Here is a 14,571-nt window from a genome sequence, read left to right as displayed (position 1 = left end):
TGCAACGGGATCCGACCCCGGAGACGCCGTCAACGTCCCGCAGCAGCCCGCGCGCGGATGTCCTCCAAGCGCTGGTCGTACAGCAACCGCCCGTTCTCCCACACGGTCACCATCGCATCCTCGAAGCCGGCCGGCAGCGTGTCGTCACCGCTGGCTGGCAGCGCCACCGTGTGCAGGCTGCCGTCGTCCAGCCGGCGCAGCAGGCGCATGCGACCGCGCTTGCTGGTCTTGCCGGCATCGGTGATCGGGTCCTTGTAGACGTCGATCCACGCACCGTCCACCCGCGCGGCCGAGCACTTCAGCGCGAACTTCTGCGTATCGCGATCCAGCCGCTGCAGCAGGGCACCGCCCATGCCGAAGGCCACGTTGTCGGCAGCGTAGCCGTCCCCTGTGATGCGCTGCAGGATGGCGCGGATCGTGTCCGGGTTGATGCCATCGCCCTGGATCACCCGCAGGTGGTTGAGCACGCGGTAGCCCTTGCCGTTGATCGTATGGCCAAAGGCCTCGTCCAGGCGGCGCAGGCTCTCGGCCACCACCTCCACCGGGTCCCCCGAATCGGGGCGGATGACCAGGGTCGCGCCCGAGGCGATCACTTCATCGCGCAGGGTGGTGCCCCAGTGTTCGCTGATCGCGCGGTAGATGTCATAGCTGTCCGACACCACTGCGACGATCGCACCGGGCTTGCCGAACTGGCGCAGCATGTTGCGGTAGGCATCCACTTCGCGCTCGCGGCCCCAGCTGGTGATGGTGCTGTGCTCGGCGGCGGGAATCGAATAGCCGGCCATCGGCGCGTGGTAGTGCGCGCGGGCCAGGCACAGCGCCGAGACGGTGTCGGTGCCGAGGAAGTTGACCAGGTGCGCGGCACCGCCCAGCGCGGCCGACTGCAGGCTCGACACACCGCGTGCGCCGAAGTCGTGCAGCTTGAACGGCAGCTGCCCCTGCGGGTCGTCGCTGGTCTGCTGCAGGAAGCCGGCGACGGTCTGCCGCGCATGCCAGCTGATGGTGGCCACGGTGACCGGGTACCACACGCGCAGCAGCAGGGTTTCCAGGTACGAGGGCACCCAGAACGCGGCCGGGTCGGTCGATTCGATGGTCATCAGCGCCTGGTGCGTGGGCACCACGCTGCCCTCGGGCACGGCGCGGATGCGTACCGGCAGGTGGCCGCCGAGGCGGTCGACGATATCTCGCCAGCCGGCTTCATTGAACGGTTCGCCATGCGCGGCGAACACCGCGGCGGCGTCGTCGATGTCGGCGTGGGTGATGGGCCGTGCCAAGGCGTCCTTGAGGATCGCCTGCAAGCCGAAGAACACCGTGCGGTCGTGCAGGCCGCCGCGCGATTCCACGTAGAAGAACGTGGCATCGGTACCCGGCGGGTACTGCAGCCAGTGGCTGGCCTTGTAGCTGTCGGTGTCGAGGAGAAGATTATCGAGGTAATGCATGACGGAAGCTCCTTCGCGTCGAGTGACACCGGCGGTCTATCCGCCGGTGGGGAAAGCCGGTCGGGTCAGCCCCGGCCGAGGAAATACTCCAGGATGTGCAGGTGGTCTTCGAACAGCTGCGGGCCCATCTCCAGCGCTTCGCTCACCGGAATCCAGCGCGCCTTGTCGGCATCGTCGCCGCCGCGCACCGCCGGCAGTTCACCGGCCGGGAATTCGAAGTGGAAACCGTGGGTGATGGTGCGGCCGCGCTGGCTTCGGTCGGGGTGGTCGAACACCTGCTGGCTCTTCAGCGAACCCTTCAGCACCGGCAGCGGGATCTTCAGCCGGGTTTCCTCGCGCAGTTCGCGCAGGCAGCTGTCGAGCAGGCTCTGTTCCTGGCCGACGAATCCACCGGGCAGAGCCCATAGGCCCTTGCCGGGTTCCGAACGGCGGCGCACCAGCAGCACGTGGCCCGAATGCACTACCACCGCATCGGTGGTGACGAAAGTGGGCGCGTAGGGCGCGTCCTTCCAGGCGGCCTTGTACTGTTCGATGAAGCGGTACTCGGCCACCAGCTGGCCATAGGCCGGTGCGCTTCTGCGGAAGGCTTCGAGCATGTCGTACACCGGCGCCGGCACGTTGCCACGCAGCATCAGCAGCGCACCGTGGAAGTCGACGTCGCCGGCTTCGAACAGGTAGCGGCGCAGCTCGGTGGCCGACAGGGTGGCCGTGTGCTGCACGTCCACCAGTGGCCACTGCGGGAATTCGCGCAGGTAGTAGCTGGAGGCGTCCTTGTCCATGCCGATCAGGCCGACCTTGGCATCGGCGGCGGCGCCGTCGTTGCGTAGGGCTTCGGCGACCTGGCGCTGCACGTTGGCGATCCACTGCGCTTCGTTGTACAGGTGGTCGCGCAGCGGGCGGATCAGCAGGCGTTGGGTGTTGCCATCGAGGGCGGCCTGGATCATCACGGCGCGTTCGGCCACGGTCCAGGGATTGCGCAGGCTGCGGGGGGTATCGGCAGAGCCGACCAGGAAGATCAGCTTGCGGGCCCGGCTCAGGGCCAGGCGGGCAACGGCGGCGTGGCCGTTGTGGAAGGGCTCGAAACGCCCGATGAAGACGAGATAGTCGAATTCCATGAGAATCCCTCATGTCGTTGTGGCAGCCGCGGGTCTGTCCCTTGGCTTGGTGCAGATGCTACGCCGATGGTTGTGGGGGTCAAGTGTGGGGGTTGCCGGCAGGGCTGCGCCCTGCACCTGCCGAGGCCAGAGCAGGAGCCTGCTATCCGTGGGTTGGCGGGGGGGGCCGGTTGAGGGAGACGCTGCAAGTACGTCCCTGTAAGCTCGGTCGCCGCTTGCTCGTGTGCGCTGCTAAGGCGCTGCGAGGTAGCGCTGCCAGAGGTGGTTCACCAGCTGCATCTGCGGGTCGTACTGGCGTTTGCGTTCAACGAATGCGTTCCACTGCGGGTACGCGCGCTGGAACTGCTCGCGTGTGGCGTGCGGGCGGTAGGGCAGGTAATACCGGCCGCCGCTTTCCACTGCCGCGTCGATCAATGCGCGGGTCCAGCGTGTGGACATCGTGTCGCCCCACGGGTGCCGTCGTTGCTTGTGGTACAGCACGAAGCAGAACACGTCTTCGTTCGCCCACTTCATCAATGCGGTCGTATCAGCGGGGGCGTGGCGGATCGATACATTCAGTGCGTCGACACGGTGGTGCTGCAGGATCGCGGACATGCGCGTGGCGAAGGCCTGGAAGCTGCCCACGGGGATGAAGTATTCCTGCAGCAGGTAGGTCGACACCGCGCGCATGCGGGGTTCCAGCGAGGCCACATCCAGGCTCGCTTCCAGGTTGCGATGGATCACCCGCGGTTCGGCCATCTGCTGCCTCACCACCGAGCTCTCGCGCAGCTGCGGGCCGCCGGGCAGTTCGGTGACGGCCCAGATCATGTTCTGTTCGTGGACATAGTTGGCACCCCGCGGTATCAGGCGCCGGGTGTCGGTCAGCGCTGCAGTGCTGCGCCGCCAGGTCACGGTCACCGGTGCATCGAAACGCGGCGGAATGAGGTCGGCGTTGTGCATCAACGCATCGCTGCGCGACGCCACGTTCTCGCGGAACCACTGCGGGTAATCGGCCAGCGCCACCCGCTCCATGTGCCGCGCCATGCGGTCGTTGTCGGCCAGGTCCAGCTCGACTTCACTGACCACGCCGATCAGGCCATAGCCCCCGATGACCGCGGCGAACAGCTCCGGGTGCTGCGTGCGCGAGGTCTCGACCACCTCGCCGGACCGCAGCACCACCTGCAGCGCACGCACGGTGGAGGCCATGCTGCCGCTGCCGACGTAGCGGCCATGGCAGTTCACCGACACCGAACCGCCGACGGTGAAATTGCTGAAGCTCTGCATCACCTTCACCGACAGGTTGTGCGGGTCCAGCCATTCCTGCAGCGCGCGCCAGCGCATGCCGGCCTGCACGCGCACCGCCTTGCGCGCGACGTCCAGCCACAGCAGGCGGTGGCTCGGCGTCAGGTCCAGCTGCAGGGCGCCGGCCGCACTGGTCTGCCCGCCCATGCTGTAGCGGCCGCCGGCCACGCAGACCGTGCCCCGGTGCTGCTGCAGGGCGGCCTGCAGGTCGGCCGTTTCGGCAACGGCCCGCACCGCGGCCACGTCGGTAGGTTCCAGCTGGCTGATGTCGTTGGCCACGGGCGTGCCGCGCCGGGTACAGGCACTGGCGGCAGTGGCGGCGGCACAGCCTGCGATGAACGCGCGACGGGTGGTCATGGCAATCCCTGCATGAGTGTCCTGGGCGCAGTGTGCCCCGGCACGGCGGGAGTGGCCAGTAGGCCTTCCGTGGGCGGGTTCTCAGGCTGTGAGAACCCTTCGCGTCATACTGCATCCGTAGCGTCGGGTGGCATCTCAGGCACAGTCAGCGGGGGCAGGGTAGTGGCAGACAAGTACTGCGATCTGGTCATGAAGGGCGGCATCACCAGCGGCATCGTGTACCCCAATGCGGTACTGACGCTGGCCCGCGATTATCGGTTCAAGAGCATCGGTGGCACCTCGGCCGGCGCCATTGCCGCGGCGGTGGCGGCAGCGGCGGCCTATGGCGATCGCCGCCAGCAGGCCGGCGAGCACCTGGCCGACGACGCCGGCTATGGCGGCCTGTCGGTGGTGTCGGCGCAGCTGTCGCGGCGCGGCTTCATCTACAGCCTGTTCCAGCCGGCGCGCGGTGCGCGGGCGGCCTACCGGCTGCTGGTCGCGCTGACCGGTGGTTACGGCTGGCCGCGCAAGCTGCTGTGCCTGGCGGTGGCCGTGTTCGAGATCGCCCCGCTGGAAGTGCTGGTGTCGCTGGCGCTGCTGCTCGGCCTGGGCTGGTGGGGTGGCGGCTGGAGCGGTGTGGCGGCCACCCTGCTGCCGTCGCTGCTGTGCGCCTATGGTGCCGGCGTGGCCGGTGCCGCGCTGCGGGTGGCGCGGGTGGCGCGACGCAACCTGCTGGGCCTGTGCAGCGGCCTGGGCCGCGATGCACGCACACCGGCTCTGACCGAATGGCTGCACCGCAGCCTGCAGCAGCTGGCCGGCAAGTCGCTGGATGCGCCGCTGACCTTCGCGGACCTGCACGACGCACCGCGCTATGCCGGCGAGCCGGAGAGCCCGCATGCGATCAGCCTGCAGATGATCACCACCTGCGTGTCGCACAACGAACCGCGCACGCTGCCGCTGGGCGGCGCGCAGTTCTGGTTCCTGCGCGAGGAGTTCGAGCAGCTGTTCCCGGCCAGCGTGGTGCAGTGGCTGGTCGACCACGCCGGTGCGCCGGTGGAGGCGGACGGGCGGCAGTATCACCACCTGCCGCAGGGCCCGCAGCTGCCGGTGCTGGTGGCCACCCGCATGAGCCTGAGTTTCCCGCTGCTGATCAGCGCGGTGCCGCTGCATGAACCGGCGCGTCGTGAGCGCCGCTGCGAACCGTCGCCGGCCGCGGCCGCGGCCGATGCCGAACACAACGTGGCCGACAGCATGGAAGGGCTGACCAGTGCCGGCCAGTCCTGCGGCCCGGTCATCACCGCCTTCCGCATCTGCTGGTTTTCCGATGGCGGCATCAGCAGCAACTTCCCCATCCACCTGTTCGACGCGGCGATGCCACGCTGGCCGACCTTCGCCATCAACCTGGTCTATCCGCAGAACGCCGAGGATGTCAGCCACGGCGCCACCGGCCAGCAGGCACTGGAGCGCGCGGTTGTCCTTCCCACCGAGAACCGCCATGGCTGGCAGCGGCACTACCAGTCGATTGCCACGCCGTTGGCGGCGGCCGAGCTGGGTCGCTTCCTGTTCGCGGTGGTGGCGACCATGCAGAACTGGCGCGACCTGCTGCAGGCGCGTGCACCGGGTTACCGCGACCGCATCGTGCATGTGAGCCTGCAGGGCGACGAAGGCGGCATGAACCTGGACATGCCGCAGGAGGTGCTGAGCCGCATCGCCGACAAGGGCAGCCTGGCCGGTGCACGCTTCTGCGCGTTCTCGTTCGAGAACCACTACTGGATCCGCTGGCGCAACCTCGCTTCGGCCTACCAGCGCTATACGCTGGAAGTGGCGCGCACCGACGACCCGGCGCAGCAGGTGCTGGCTTATCGCGCGGCGTACTCCATCGTCGCCAGCGGCGAACCCGTGCCGCCGTCGTACAAGCTGGGCTCGGAAGACAAGCGCCGTGGTTCACAGCAGCTATGGGCGCAGATGGTGGAGCAGGGCCGCACCTGGGAAGACCTGGGCCCGGACCTGACCGACGGCGCACCACGCCCGCTGCCGCAGATGAAGGTCACGCCGATCTACTGAGCCCGATGGATACAATCGCGGCCCCCCATTGCAAGGAACGCCCCATGTCCCGTCAGCAGCTGCTGGACCTGCTCGAACGCCTCGACGCCCGCGATCCGGAGCACCTGCCGGTGGTACCGCTGGCCGCGTACTTCGAAGGCAACGATTTCGAAGAGTGCATCGCACCGAACCAGTGGGGCTACGGCCGCCCGCCGATTGCCGAGCTGTACGCACGCCTGGCCGCGATTGCTGAAAAGCCGGAAGTGGAAGGTGTCTACGTGGGGCTGCACCAGGACTGGGGCAGCGCACTGGACGACGACAGCGAATGGCCTGCCGCGGAGAACGTGCACGTGCTGACCCGCGCCGACGCCGCAACCGTGGAAGGCTGGCTGCAGGGCCTGGAATGCGACGGCGTAGGCGAAGGCTGGCCGTACGGCCAGCACATCGACGCTCCCGTGCCCTCGGAAGGCCACCGCGTACTGACCGTGTTCTGGGACTAGAACGTGCCAACCAAGGTTGGCAGCTACCAGTAGAGCCACGCCACGCGTGGATGCATTTCGCGCACGGCCAGAGCGTGCCGACCAACGGTCGGCACCCACCCCGCCTTCCCACGGAATGTCCGCTGTTGCTGTTGCTTCGGCTAGAGGCTTCTGCAGGTGCAGGGCGCAGCCCTGCAAAACCCCTTACCTCCCCGGCAACTGCGCGAACGCGCGCTGCATGCAGTCCTCCCGCGGGCACACCCGGCACCCCGGCCCAATCGACACCGAATTGCCCGGGCTCTGCACATCCAGCCCCAGCGAATACACCAGCCGTTCCGCATGCTGCAGGTCGCAGCCCAGCGCCACCGCAAACGTCTTCCGCGGCTGCCCATGCCCCACCGGCCCGCTGCTTACCTGCCGCGCCAGCCAGAAGTGGCGCCGCCCATCGGGCATGCGCGCGGTCTGCGTCAGGATCCGCCCCGGCTGGTTGAACGCCTCGTAGACGATCCACAGCGGGCACGACCCACCCACCTGAGAGAAATGGAAGTCGGTCGCCGAATGGCGCTTGGACACATTGCCCGCACGGTCCACGCGGATGAAGAAGAACGGCAGCCCCGGTGCACTGCGCCGCGCCAGCGTGCTCAGCCGGTGGCACACCGCCTCGAAGCCCACGCCGAACTGATGCGCCAGCAGCTCGATGTCGTAGTTGCTGGCCTCGGCCGCACGCAGGAAGCGCATGTACGGCATCACCAGCGCCCCGGCGAAGTAGTTCGACAGGCCGATCCGCGCCTGCGCGATGCGCGCGTCATCGTGGAAGCCCGCGCGGGCGATCACCGCATCGATCTGCGGCAGGTAACCGTGCAGGGCCAGTTCGGCCGCCATCTGGAACGCCTGCTGGCCCGGTTCCAGGTAATCGGGCAGCCACAGCCGCCGCGCGCCGGCATCGAACTGCCGCTTCTCGCGCCCGGCCTGCAACGCAGCCACTTCCACCAGCACGCCGTGGCGGTCGGCCAGCAGCTGGCGCAGGCGCGGCGCCACATGCCCCGGTGACAGCCCCCACTCGGCGAACAGGCGCTCGGCCAGTTCGTCCAGCTCGGGGATGTGGTTGTGCATACGGTTGAAGAACTCGCGCACCTGGTCGCCGGCGGGCAGGGTGCTGCCGGCCGCCGGCTCGCCCAGCTGGAATTCCAGCGCAGCGGCATGCTCGCGCAGGGCCAGGTGGCGGCGGTGCAGGTCCAGCAGGGCGCGGCTGACCTGCGGCAGGTTGCCGGCCAGTGCCCGCAGTTCGGTGGCACTCACCTCCGCCAGACCCAGGTCGCGCAGCGTCTCGCCCAGCGCCTCCTGCAGCGCGGCGGGCTCATCGTCGTCGAACAGGGCGGAAACATCGCCCAACACCTCGCCCAGCTTCTTCTGCACGGCCGGCGTCAGCGGGCGCTTGTTGCGCTCGATCTGGTTCAGGTAGCTGGCCGACAGGCCGAGGGCACGAGCCAGGTCCACCTGGCTGTAGCCGCGCTGCTCGCGCAGCCGCAGCAGGCGCAGGCCCAGCTGGCGTTGTGAAGGCTGGAAATTCACAGAATTAACATGAATCGTCTGGCGTGTTGGCCAGATTAAGCGGATTCAGGCCGGAAATCGAGGTGGGTGATGTGAATAATGCCAAGCATCTTTCGAGCCAGTGGGATTGTCGTCATGACTGTTGCAGCGCCCCGTATCCGCATGCTGATCGATGGCCAGTTCATTGAATCGGCCACCTCCCACTGGCAGGACGTGATCAATCCGGCCACCCAGGACGTGCTGGCCCAGGTGCCGTTCGCAACCACCGGTGAAGTGGATGCCGCCGTCGCCGCCGCCAAGGAAGCCTTCAAGACCTGGCGCAAGACCCCGATCGGCACCCGTGCGCGCATCTTCCTGAAGTACCAGCAGCTGATCCGCGAGAACATGAGCGAGCTGGCCCACATCCTCACCGCCGAACAGGGCAAGACCCTGCCCGACGCCGAAGGCGATGTGTTCCGCGGCCTGGAAGTGGTCGAGCACGCTGCCGCCATCGGCAACCTGCAGCTGGGCGAGCTGGCCAACAACGTGGCCAACGGCGTGGACACCTACAGCATCATGCAGCCGCTGGGCGTGTGCGCCGGCATCACCCCGTTCAACTTCCCGGCGATGATCCCGCTGTGGATGTTCCCGATGGCGATTGCAACGGGCAACACCTTCATCCTCAAGCCGTCCGAGCAGGACCCGATGGTGACCATGCGCCTGGTTGAGCTGGCGCTGGAAGCCGGCATTCCGAAGGGCGTGCTGAACGTCGTCCACGGTGGCGAGGAAGTGGTCAACGCGATCTGCGACCACCCGGACATCAAGGCCGTGTCGTTCGTCGGTTCCACCCGCGTCGGCACCCACGTCTACAACCGCGCCTCGCTGGCCGGCAAGCGCGTGCAGTGCATGATGGGCGCCAAGAACCACGCCGTGGTACTGCCGGACGCCAACAAGGAACAGACCCTCAACGCGATGGTCGGCGCCGCCTTCGGTGCGGCCGGCCAGCGCTGCATGGCCGCCTCGACCCTGGTGCTGGTGGGTGAAGCTCGCAACTGGGTGCAGGATCTGGTGGCCAAGGCGCAGACCCTCAAGGTCAGCGGCGGCACTGTGTCCGGCACCGACGTCGGCCCGGTCATTTCCTGCAGCGCCCGCGAGCGCGTCGAAGGCCTGATCGCCTCGGGCGTGGAACAGGGCGCCAAGCTGGTGCTCGACGGCCGCAAGCCGCAGGTCGATGGCTTCGAGAAGGGCAACTTCGTCGGCCCGACCATCTTTGCCGGTGTCACCACCGACATGCGCATCTACCAGGAAGAAATCTTCGGGCCGGTGCTTGTCATCCTCGAAGCGGAAACGCTGGACGAGGCCATCGCCATGGTCAACAGCAACCCGAACGGCAACGGCACCGCGCTGTTCACCCAGTCCGGCGCAGCCGCGCGCAGGTTCCAGGAAGACATCGACGTCGGCCAGGTCGGCATCAACGTGCCGATCCCGGTGCCGGTGCCGCTGTTCTCGTTCACCGGTTCGCGCGCGTCCAAGCTAGGCGACCTGGGCCCGTACGGCAAGCAGGTCGTGCTGTTCTACACCCAGACCAAGACCGTCACCGCACGTTGGTTCGATGACGAGACGCTGAGCCACGGCGTCAACACCACCATCAGCCTGAAGTAAGGGCAGGAGCAGCCATGAGTCACTCGATGACGACGGACCAGGAAGAAGCGCAGCAGGCGTACCGCGAAGCGGCGCGTGACTTCGCACAGGCCGAACTGGCGCCGCACGCCGCGCGATGGGATGCGGAGGGCATCTTTCCGCGCGAGGCGATCGCCAAGGCCGGTGAACTGGGCTTCTGTGGTCTGTACATGGACCCGGAAGTCGGCGGCAGCGGCCTCAGCCGCCTGGACGCCGCCGTCGTCATCGAGGAGCTCGCCAGCGTCGATCCGTCGACTGCGGCGTATGTCAGCATCCACAACATGGCCTCGTGGATGGTGTCCAAGTGGGGCCAGGCCGAACTGCGCGATGCGTGGGGCACCGATCTGTCCTCGGGCAGCAAGCTGGCCTCGTACTGCCTGACCGAGCCGGGCGCCGGCTCCGATGCGGCTTCGCTGAAGACCACCGCCGTGCGCGACGGTGACTTCTATGTGCTGAACGGCTCCAAGGCCTTCATCTCCGGCGCCGGTGCCACCGAGCTGCTGGTGGTGATGGCGCGTACCGGCGGTGCCGGTGCGGGCGGTGTCAGTGCCATCGCAGTGCCGGCAGACCTGCCGGGCATCAGCTATGGCCGCAAGGAAGAGAAGATGGGCTGGAACAGCCAGCCCACCCGTGGCATCACCTTCGAAAACGTCCGCGTGCCGGTCAGCCACCTTCTGGGAGAGGAAGGCGGCGGCTTCAAGCTGGCGATGAAGGGACTGGACGGCGGACGCATCAACATCGCCGCCTGCTCGCTGGGTGCCGCGCAGGGCGCGCTGGATGCCGCACGCCGCTACATGGGCGAGCGCCGCCAGTTCGGCAAGGCGCTGGCCGATTTCCAGGCGCTGCAGTTCAAGCTGGCCGACATGGCCATCGAACTGGTCGCCGCCCGGCAGATGGTGCACTCGGCCGCGCGCAAGCTCGACGCCGGTGCCAGCGATGCCAACGTGTGGTGCGCGATGGCCAAGCGCTTCGCCACCGATGCCGGCTTCAAGATCTGCAATGAAGCGCTGCAGATCCACGGTGGCTACGGCTACATCCGCGAATACCCGATCGAGCGCCTGCTGCGCGACAGCCGCGTGCACCAGATCCTGGAAGGCACCAACGAGATCATGCGGGTGATCGTTGCCCGCCACCTGCTCAACACCGAAGAGGAACTGCGATGAAGGATTGGCGTACCCAGGAGCACGTGGGCCTGAAGGTCGAGGCCGATGGCCACACCGCCGTGGTCACCCTGCACAACCCGCCGGCGCACACCTGGACCGTGCACAGCCTGTCCGCGCTGCGCGACCTGGTGGGCGCGCTCAACGCAGACCGCGACATCTACGCGCTGGTGATCACCGGTGACGGCGAGAAGTTCTTCTCCGCCGGCGCCGACCTCAACCAGTTCGCCTCGGGCGACAAGGCCGCCGCACGCGAAGCCGCACGCCGTTTCGGCGAAGCCTTCGAAGCGCTGTCCGGCTTCCGTGGCGTGTCCATCGCCGCCATCAACGGCTACGCCATGGGCGGTGGCCTGGAATGCGCGCTGGCCTGCGACCTGCGCATCATCGAAGACCACGCCCAGGTGGCGTTGCCGGAGGCCACCGTCGGCCTGCTGCCGTGCGCCGGTGGCACCCAGAACCTGCCGCGCCTGGTCGGCGAGGGCTGGGCCAAGCGCATGATCCTGCTGGGCGAGCGCATCAATGCTGAAACCGCCGTGCGCATTGGTCTTGCCGAAGAAAAGGTCGGCAAGGGCGAAGCCAAGGCGCTGGCGCTGGAATGGGCGAAGAAGGCCGGCAAGCAGAGCCCGACCAGCATCGCCGCCTGCAAGACCCTGGTGCAGTCCACCCGCACCGGCACCCACGCCTCGGCACTGGTGGCCGAGCGCGAAGCCTTCGTCGATCTGTTCGACACCGCCGACCAGGTCGAGGGCGTGAGCGCCTTCCTGGAAAAGCGCGCCGCGCAGTGGAAGAACGCATGACCACCGACACCGTTGCCGACGACGCACCGGTGCTGTTCGAAGAGCGCGTGGCCGGCAACGGCACGCGCATCGGCTTCGCCACGCTCAACGCGCCGCGCACGCTCAATGGCTTCTCGCTGCCGATGGCGCACCTGCTGCTGAAGCAGTTGAACGCCTGGGCCGACGATGACGGCATCGCGATGGTGGTGCTGCAGGGTGCCGGCGAAAAGGCCTTCTGCGCCGGTGGCGACCTGCACAGCCTGTACAAGGCCATGGTCGCCTTCCGCAACGCCGGCCACGGCGACATCCGCGAAAACGACTACGCCGCTGAGTTCTTCGACGTCGAATACCGCGTTGATTACCTGATCCACACCTACACCAAGCCGATCCTGTGCTGGGGCCACGGCATCGTGATGGGCGGCGGCATCGGCCTGATGTCCGGCGCCAGCCACCGCGTGGTCAGCGAGCGCTCCAAGCTGGCCTTCCCGGAAATCACCGTCGGCCTGTTCCCAGATGTGGGCGGCAGCTGGCTGCTGCCGCGCGTGCCGGGCAAGGGCGGCCTGTTCCTGGCCCTGACCGGCGCGCTGCTGAACCCGGGCGATGCCATCTACGCCGGCCTGGCTGACGTGCACGTTGCCGAAGAACGCCGCAGCGCGGTGTTCGATGCGCTGCTGCAGGTGGCCTGGTCGGGCGATGCCGCGCACAACCACGAGCGCCTGGATCATCTGCTGCAGTCACATGCCAGCGATGCAGCCACCGGCCCGCTGCTGGCCAATGCCGCGCAGGTCGACGCGCTGTGCGCAGGCGACGATCTGCCTGCGATCATCGCGCGCATCCGCGACCTGCAGACCGACGATGCCTGGCTGCAGGCCGCACAGAAGACCCTCGCTGCCGGTGCACCTGGTTCGGCGCGGCTGGCCTTCGAACTGCAGCGCCGCAGCGCCGGCCAGGACCTGGCCAGCGTCTATCGCCTGGAGTACGTCACTGCGCTGCACTGCGCCGCCCGTGGCGACTTCGCCGAAGGCATCCGCGCGCTGCTGATCGACAAGGACCGCAACCCGCAGTGGAACCCGGCCACCCTGGCCGAGGCCACCGCCGCGTGGGCGGACACGTTCTTTGTTTCCCCCTGGGCCGAGGCCGCGCACCCGCTGGCCGACCTGGGCACTCCGCTTGCTGAAAGGAGCCTTGCATGAGCCGCATTGCATTCATCGGGTTGGGCAACATGGGTGGCCCGATGGCCGCCAACCTCGTCAAGAACGGCCACACCGTGCGTGTATTCGACCTGGTGCCGGCCGCGGTCCAGGCCGCCGTCGACGCCGGTGCCAGCGCCGCACCGTCGGCGCGCGACACCCTGGCCGACGCCGAAGTGGTGATCTCGATGCTGCCGGCCAGCCGCCACGTCGAAGGCGTGTACCTCGGCGATGACGGCATCCTTGCCGACATCCCGGCCAGTGCGCTGGTCATCGACTGCAGCACGATCGCCCCGGCCAGCGCCCGCAAGGTCTCTGAAGCCGCTGCCGCGCGTGGCCTGCAGATGCTCGACGCACCGGTGTCCGGCGGCACCGCCGGTGCACAGGCGGGCACGCTCACCTTCATCGTCGGTGGCGAAGAGGACGCGCTGGAACGTGCGCGCCCGGTGCTGCAGGCGATGGGCAAGAACATCTTCCACGTCGGTGCGAGTGGCGCCGGCCAGGTTGCCAAGCTGTGCAACAACATGGCGCTGGGCGTGATCATGGCCGTCACCGGCGAAGCCATCGCCCTGGGCGTGGCGCACGGTCTGGACCCGAAGGTGCTGTCGCAGATGATGGCGGTCAGCACTGGCCGCAGCTGGGCCACCGAAGTGTGCAACCCGTGGCCGGGCGTGCTGGAAAACGCGCCGGCCTCGCGCGGCTACAGCGGCGGTTTCGGCAGCGACCTGATGCTGAAGGACATGGGTCTGGCGGTGGAAGCGGCGATGAATGTCGGCGCCTCGATCCCGCTGGGTGAAGTGGCCCGAAACCTGTATTCGATGAACCACCAGGCCGGTCGCGGCAAGCTGGATTTCTCCAGCGTCGTGCAGCTCATCACGAGCGAGAAGTAAGGCTTGAACGTGTAGAGCCGAGCCTATGCTCGGCTGTATGGATCAGCCGAGCAGGGGCTCGGCGCTACACAAGCAAATGCGTCCCCGGCCTTGTGCCGGGGCCCACCCGAGGTGGGATGGGCGGATGCCCGGTTTCGACCGGCATCCGCCCATTTTTTTGGGGTCGGATCAGGCAACGATCAGCGTCACGTCGATGTTGCCGCGGGTGGCGTTGGAGTAAGGGCAGACGACGTGGGCCTTCTGCACCAGCTCCTCCAGCTGCTCGCGCGGCACACCCGGGGCGTTGATGGTCAGCTCGGCTTCGATGCCGAAACCGGTCGGGATCTGGCCGATGCCGACCTTGCCGGTGACGGTGGTCTCGGCCGGCAGCGCGACCTTGGCCTGGCCGGCGACGAACTTCAGCGCGCCAAGGAAGCAGGCCGAGTAGCCGGCAGCGAACAGCTGTTCCGGATTGGTGCCCGGGCCGCCGGCGCCGCCCAGCTCGCGCGGGGTCGACAGCTGGATGTCCAGCACGTTGTCGGAGGAGACCGAACGGCCTTCACGGCCGCCGGTGGAGGTGGCCTGGGCGGTGTACAGAACCTTTTCGATGGACATGGGATGCTCCTGGTCAGTGGGTGGGTGTTTCGACGGGTCTACTTTGCCCGGTCCTTCA

The 14,571-nt window shown here is 67.8% G+C and carries 12 protein-coding genes; 7 read left to right on the top strand and 5 right to left on the bottom strand.

The genetic code is table 11. From position 1 onward, the window contains the following. Positions 1 to 29 precede the first annotated feature (29 nt). The 3 genes from NQ204_RS04230 to NQ204_RS04220 all read right to left on the bottom strand — a co-directional run bounded on the left by NQ204_RS04230 (position 30) and on the right by NQ204_RS04220 (position 4,192). Complete coding sequence (locus NQ204_RS04230) at positions 30 to 1,439, bottom strand: nicotinate phosphoribosyltransferase (protein ID WP_256643167.1); 1,410 nt, start codon at positions 1,437 to 1,439, stop codon at positions 30 to 32. A gap of 65 nt (positions 1,440 to 1,504) precedes the next feature. Then, positions 1,505 to 2,554 (bottom strand): bifunctional nicotinamide-nucleotide adenylyltransferase/Nudix hydroxylase, encoded by a 1,050-nt coding sequence (locus NQ204_RS04225; protein ID WP_305888278.1) that lies wholly within the window; start codon positions 2,552 to 2,554, stop codon positions 1,505 to 1,507. 231 nt (positions 2,555 to 2,785) lie between these two features. Then, positions 2,786 to 4,192 (bottom strand): FAD-binding oxidoreductase, encoded by a 1,407-nt coding sequence (locus NQ204_RS04220; RefSeq protein ID WP_256643166.1) that lies wholly within the window; start codon positions 4,190 to 4,192, stop codon positions 2,786 to 2,788. A gap of 162 nt (positions 4,193 to 4,354) precedes the next feature. On the opposite strand from NQ204_RS04220, the gene NQ204_RS04215 reads away from it, so the two are divergent. Together NQ204_RS04215 and NQ204_RS04210 are read left to right on the top strand one after the other, a co-directional pair. Beyond that, entirely contained in the window at positions 4,355 to 6,235 is a 1,881-nt protein-coding gene (locus NQ204_RS04215) for an RpoH suppressor (protein ID WP_343238436.1), read from the top strand. Positions 6,236 to 6,279: 44 nt separating this feature from the next. Next, positions 6,280 to 6,714: a hypothetical protein gene (locus tag NQ204_RS04210; protein WP_256643165.1), complete on the top strand. Its 435-nt coding sequence runs from the start codon at positions 6,280 to 6,282 to the stop codon at positions 6,712 to 6,714. 183 nt (positions 6,715 to 6,897) lie between these two features. On the opposite strand, the gene NQ204_RS04205 is transcribed toward NQ204_RS04210, so the two are convergent. Next, a complete protein-coding gene (locus tag NQ204_RS04205; protein ID WP_116864407.1) occupies positions 6,898 to 8,265 on the bottom strand; it encodes a helix-turn-helix domain-containing protein in 1,368 nt (455 codons plus the stop codon). Positions 8,266 to 8,379: 114 nt separating this feature from the next. Here NQ204_RS04205 and NQ204_RS04200 point away from each other — a divergent pair, with 114 nt between their 5' ends. Genes NQ204_RS04200 through mmsB form a run of 5 tightly spaced genes read left to right on the top strand, consistent with a single transcriptional unit; the run spans position 8,380 to position 13,919 of the window. Then, positions 8,380 to 9,885 carry a CoA-acylating methylmalonate-semialdehyde dehydrogenase gene (locus tag NQ204_RS04200; RefSeq protein ID WP_256643164.1) on the top strand — a complete coding sequence of 502 codons (1,506 nt, stop codon included), beginning with the start codon at positions 8,380 to 8,382 and terminating at the stop codon, positions 9,883 to 9,885. Positions 9,886 to 9,899: 14 nt separating this feature from the next. Next, positions 9,900 to 11,066, top strand: a complete 1,167-nt coding sequence (locus NQ204_RS04195) for an acyl-CoA dehydrogenase family protein (protein ID WP_256643163.1) — start codon at positions 9,900 to 9,902, stop codon at positions 11,064 to 11,066. After that, positions 11,063 to 11,860, top strand: coding sequence for an enoyl-CoA hydratase (locus NQ204_RS04190; protein ID WP_116864404.1), 798 nt, complete (start codon positions 11,063 to 11,065; stop codon positions 11,858 to 11,860). The genes NQ204_RS04195 and NQ204_RS04190 overlap by 4 nt, the downstream gene beginning before the upstream one ends. Beyond that, positions 11,857 to 13,032: an enoyl-CoA hydratase/isomerase family protein gene (locus NQ204_RS04185; protein WP_256643162.1), complete on the top strand. Its 1,176-nt coding sequence runs from the start codon at positions 11,857 to 11,859 to the stop codon at positions 13,030 to 13,032. The genes NQ204_RS04190 and NQ204_RS04185 overlap by 4 nt, the downstream gene beginning before the upstream one ends. Beyond that, entirely contained in the window at positions 13,029 to 13,919 is an 891-nt protein-coding gene (gene mmsB, locus NQ204_RS04180; protein WP_256643161.1) for a 3-hydroxyisobutyrate dehydrogenase, read from the top strand. The genes NQ204_RS04185 and mmsB overlap by 4 nt, the downstream gene beginning before the upstream one ends. 168 nt (positions 13,920 to 14,087) lie before the next feature. On the opposite strand, the gene NQ204_RS04175 is transcribed toward mmsB, so the two are convergent. After that, positions 14,088 to 14,513 (bottom strand): organic hydroperoxide resistance protein, encoded by a 426-nt coding sequence (locus NQ204_RS04175; protein WP_256643160.1) that lies wholly within the window; start codon positions 14,511 to 14,513, stop codon positions 14,088 to 14,090. Between the last annotated feature and the right edge of the window lie 58 nt (positions 14,514 to 14,571).

Source organism: Stenotrophomonas testudinis, from assembly GCF_024499815.1.
Classification (GTDB): Bacteria; Pseudomonadota; Gammaproteobacteria; order Xanthomonadales; family Xanthomonadaceae; genus Stenotrophomonas.
The sequence above is the reverse complement of the archived record's forward strand: the minus strand, read 5'-3'. Positions and strand labels throughout refer to the sequence as shown.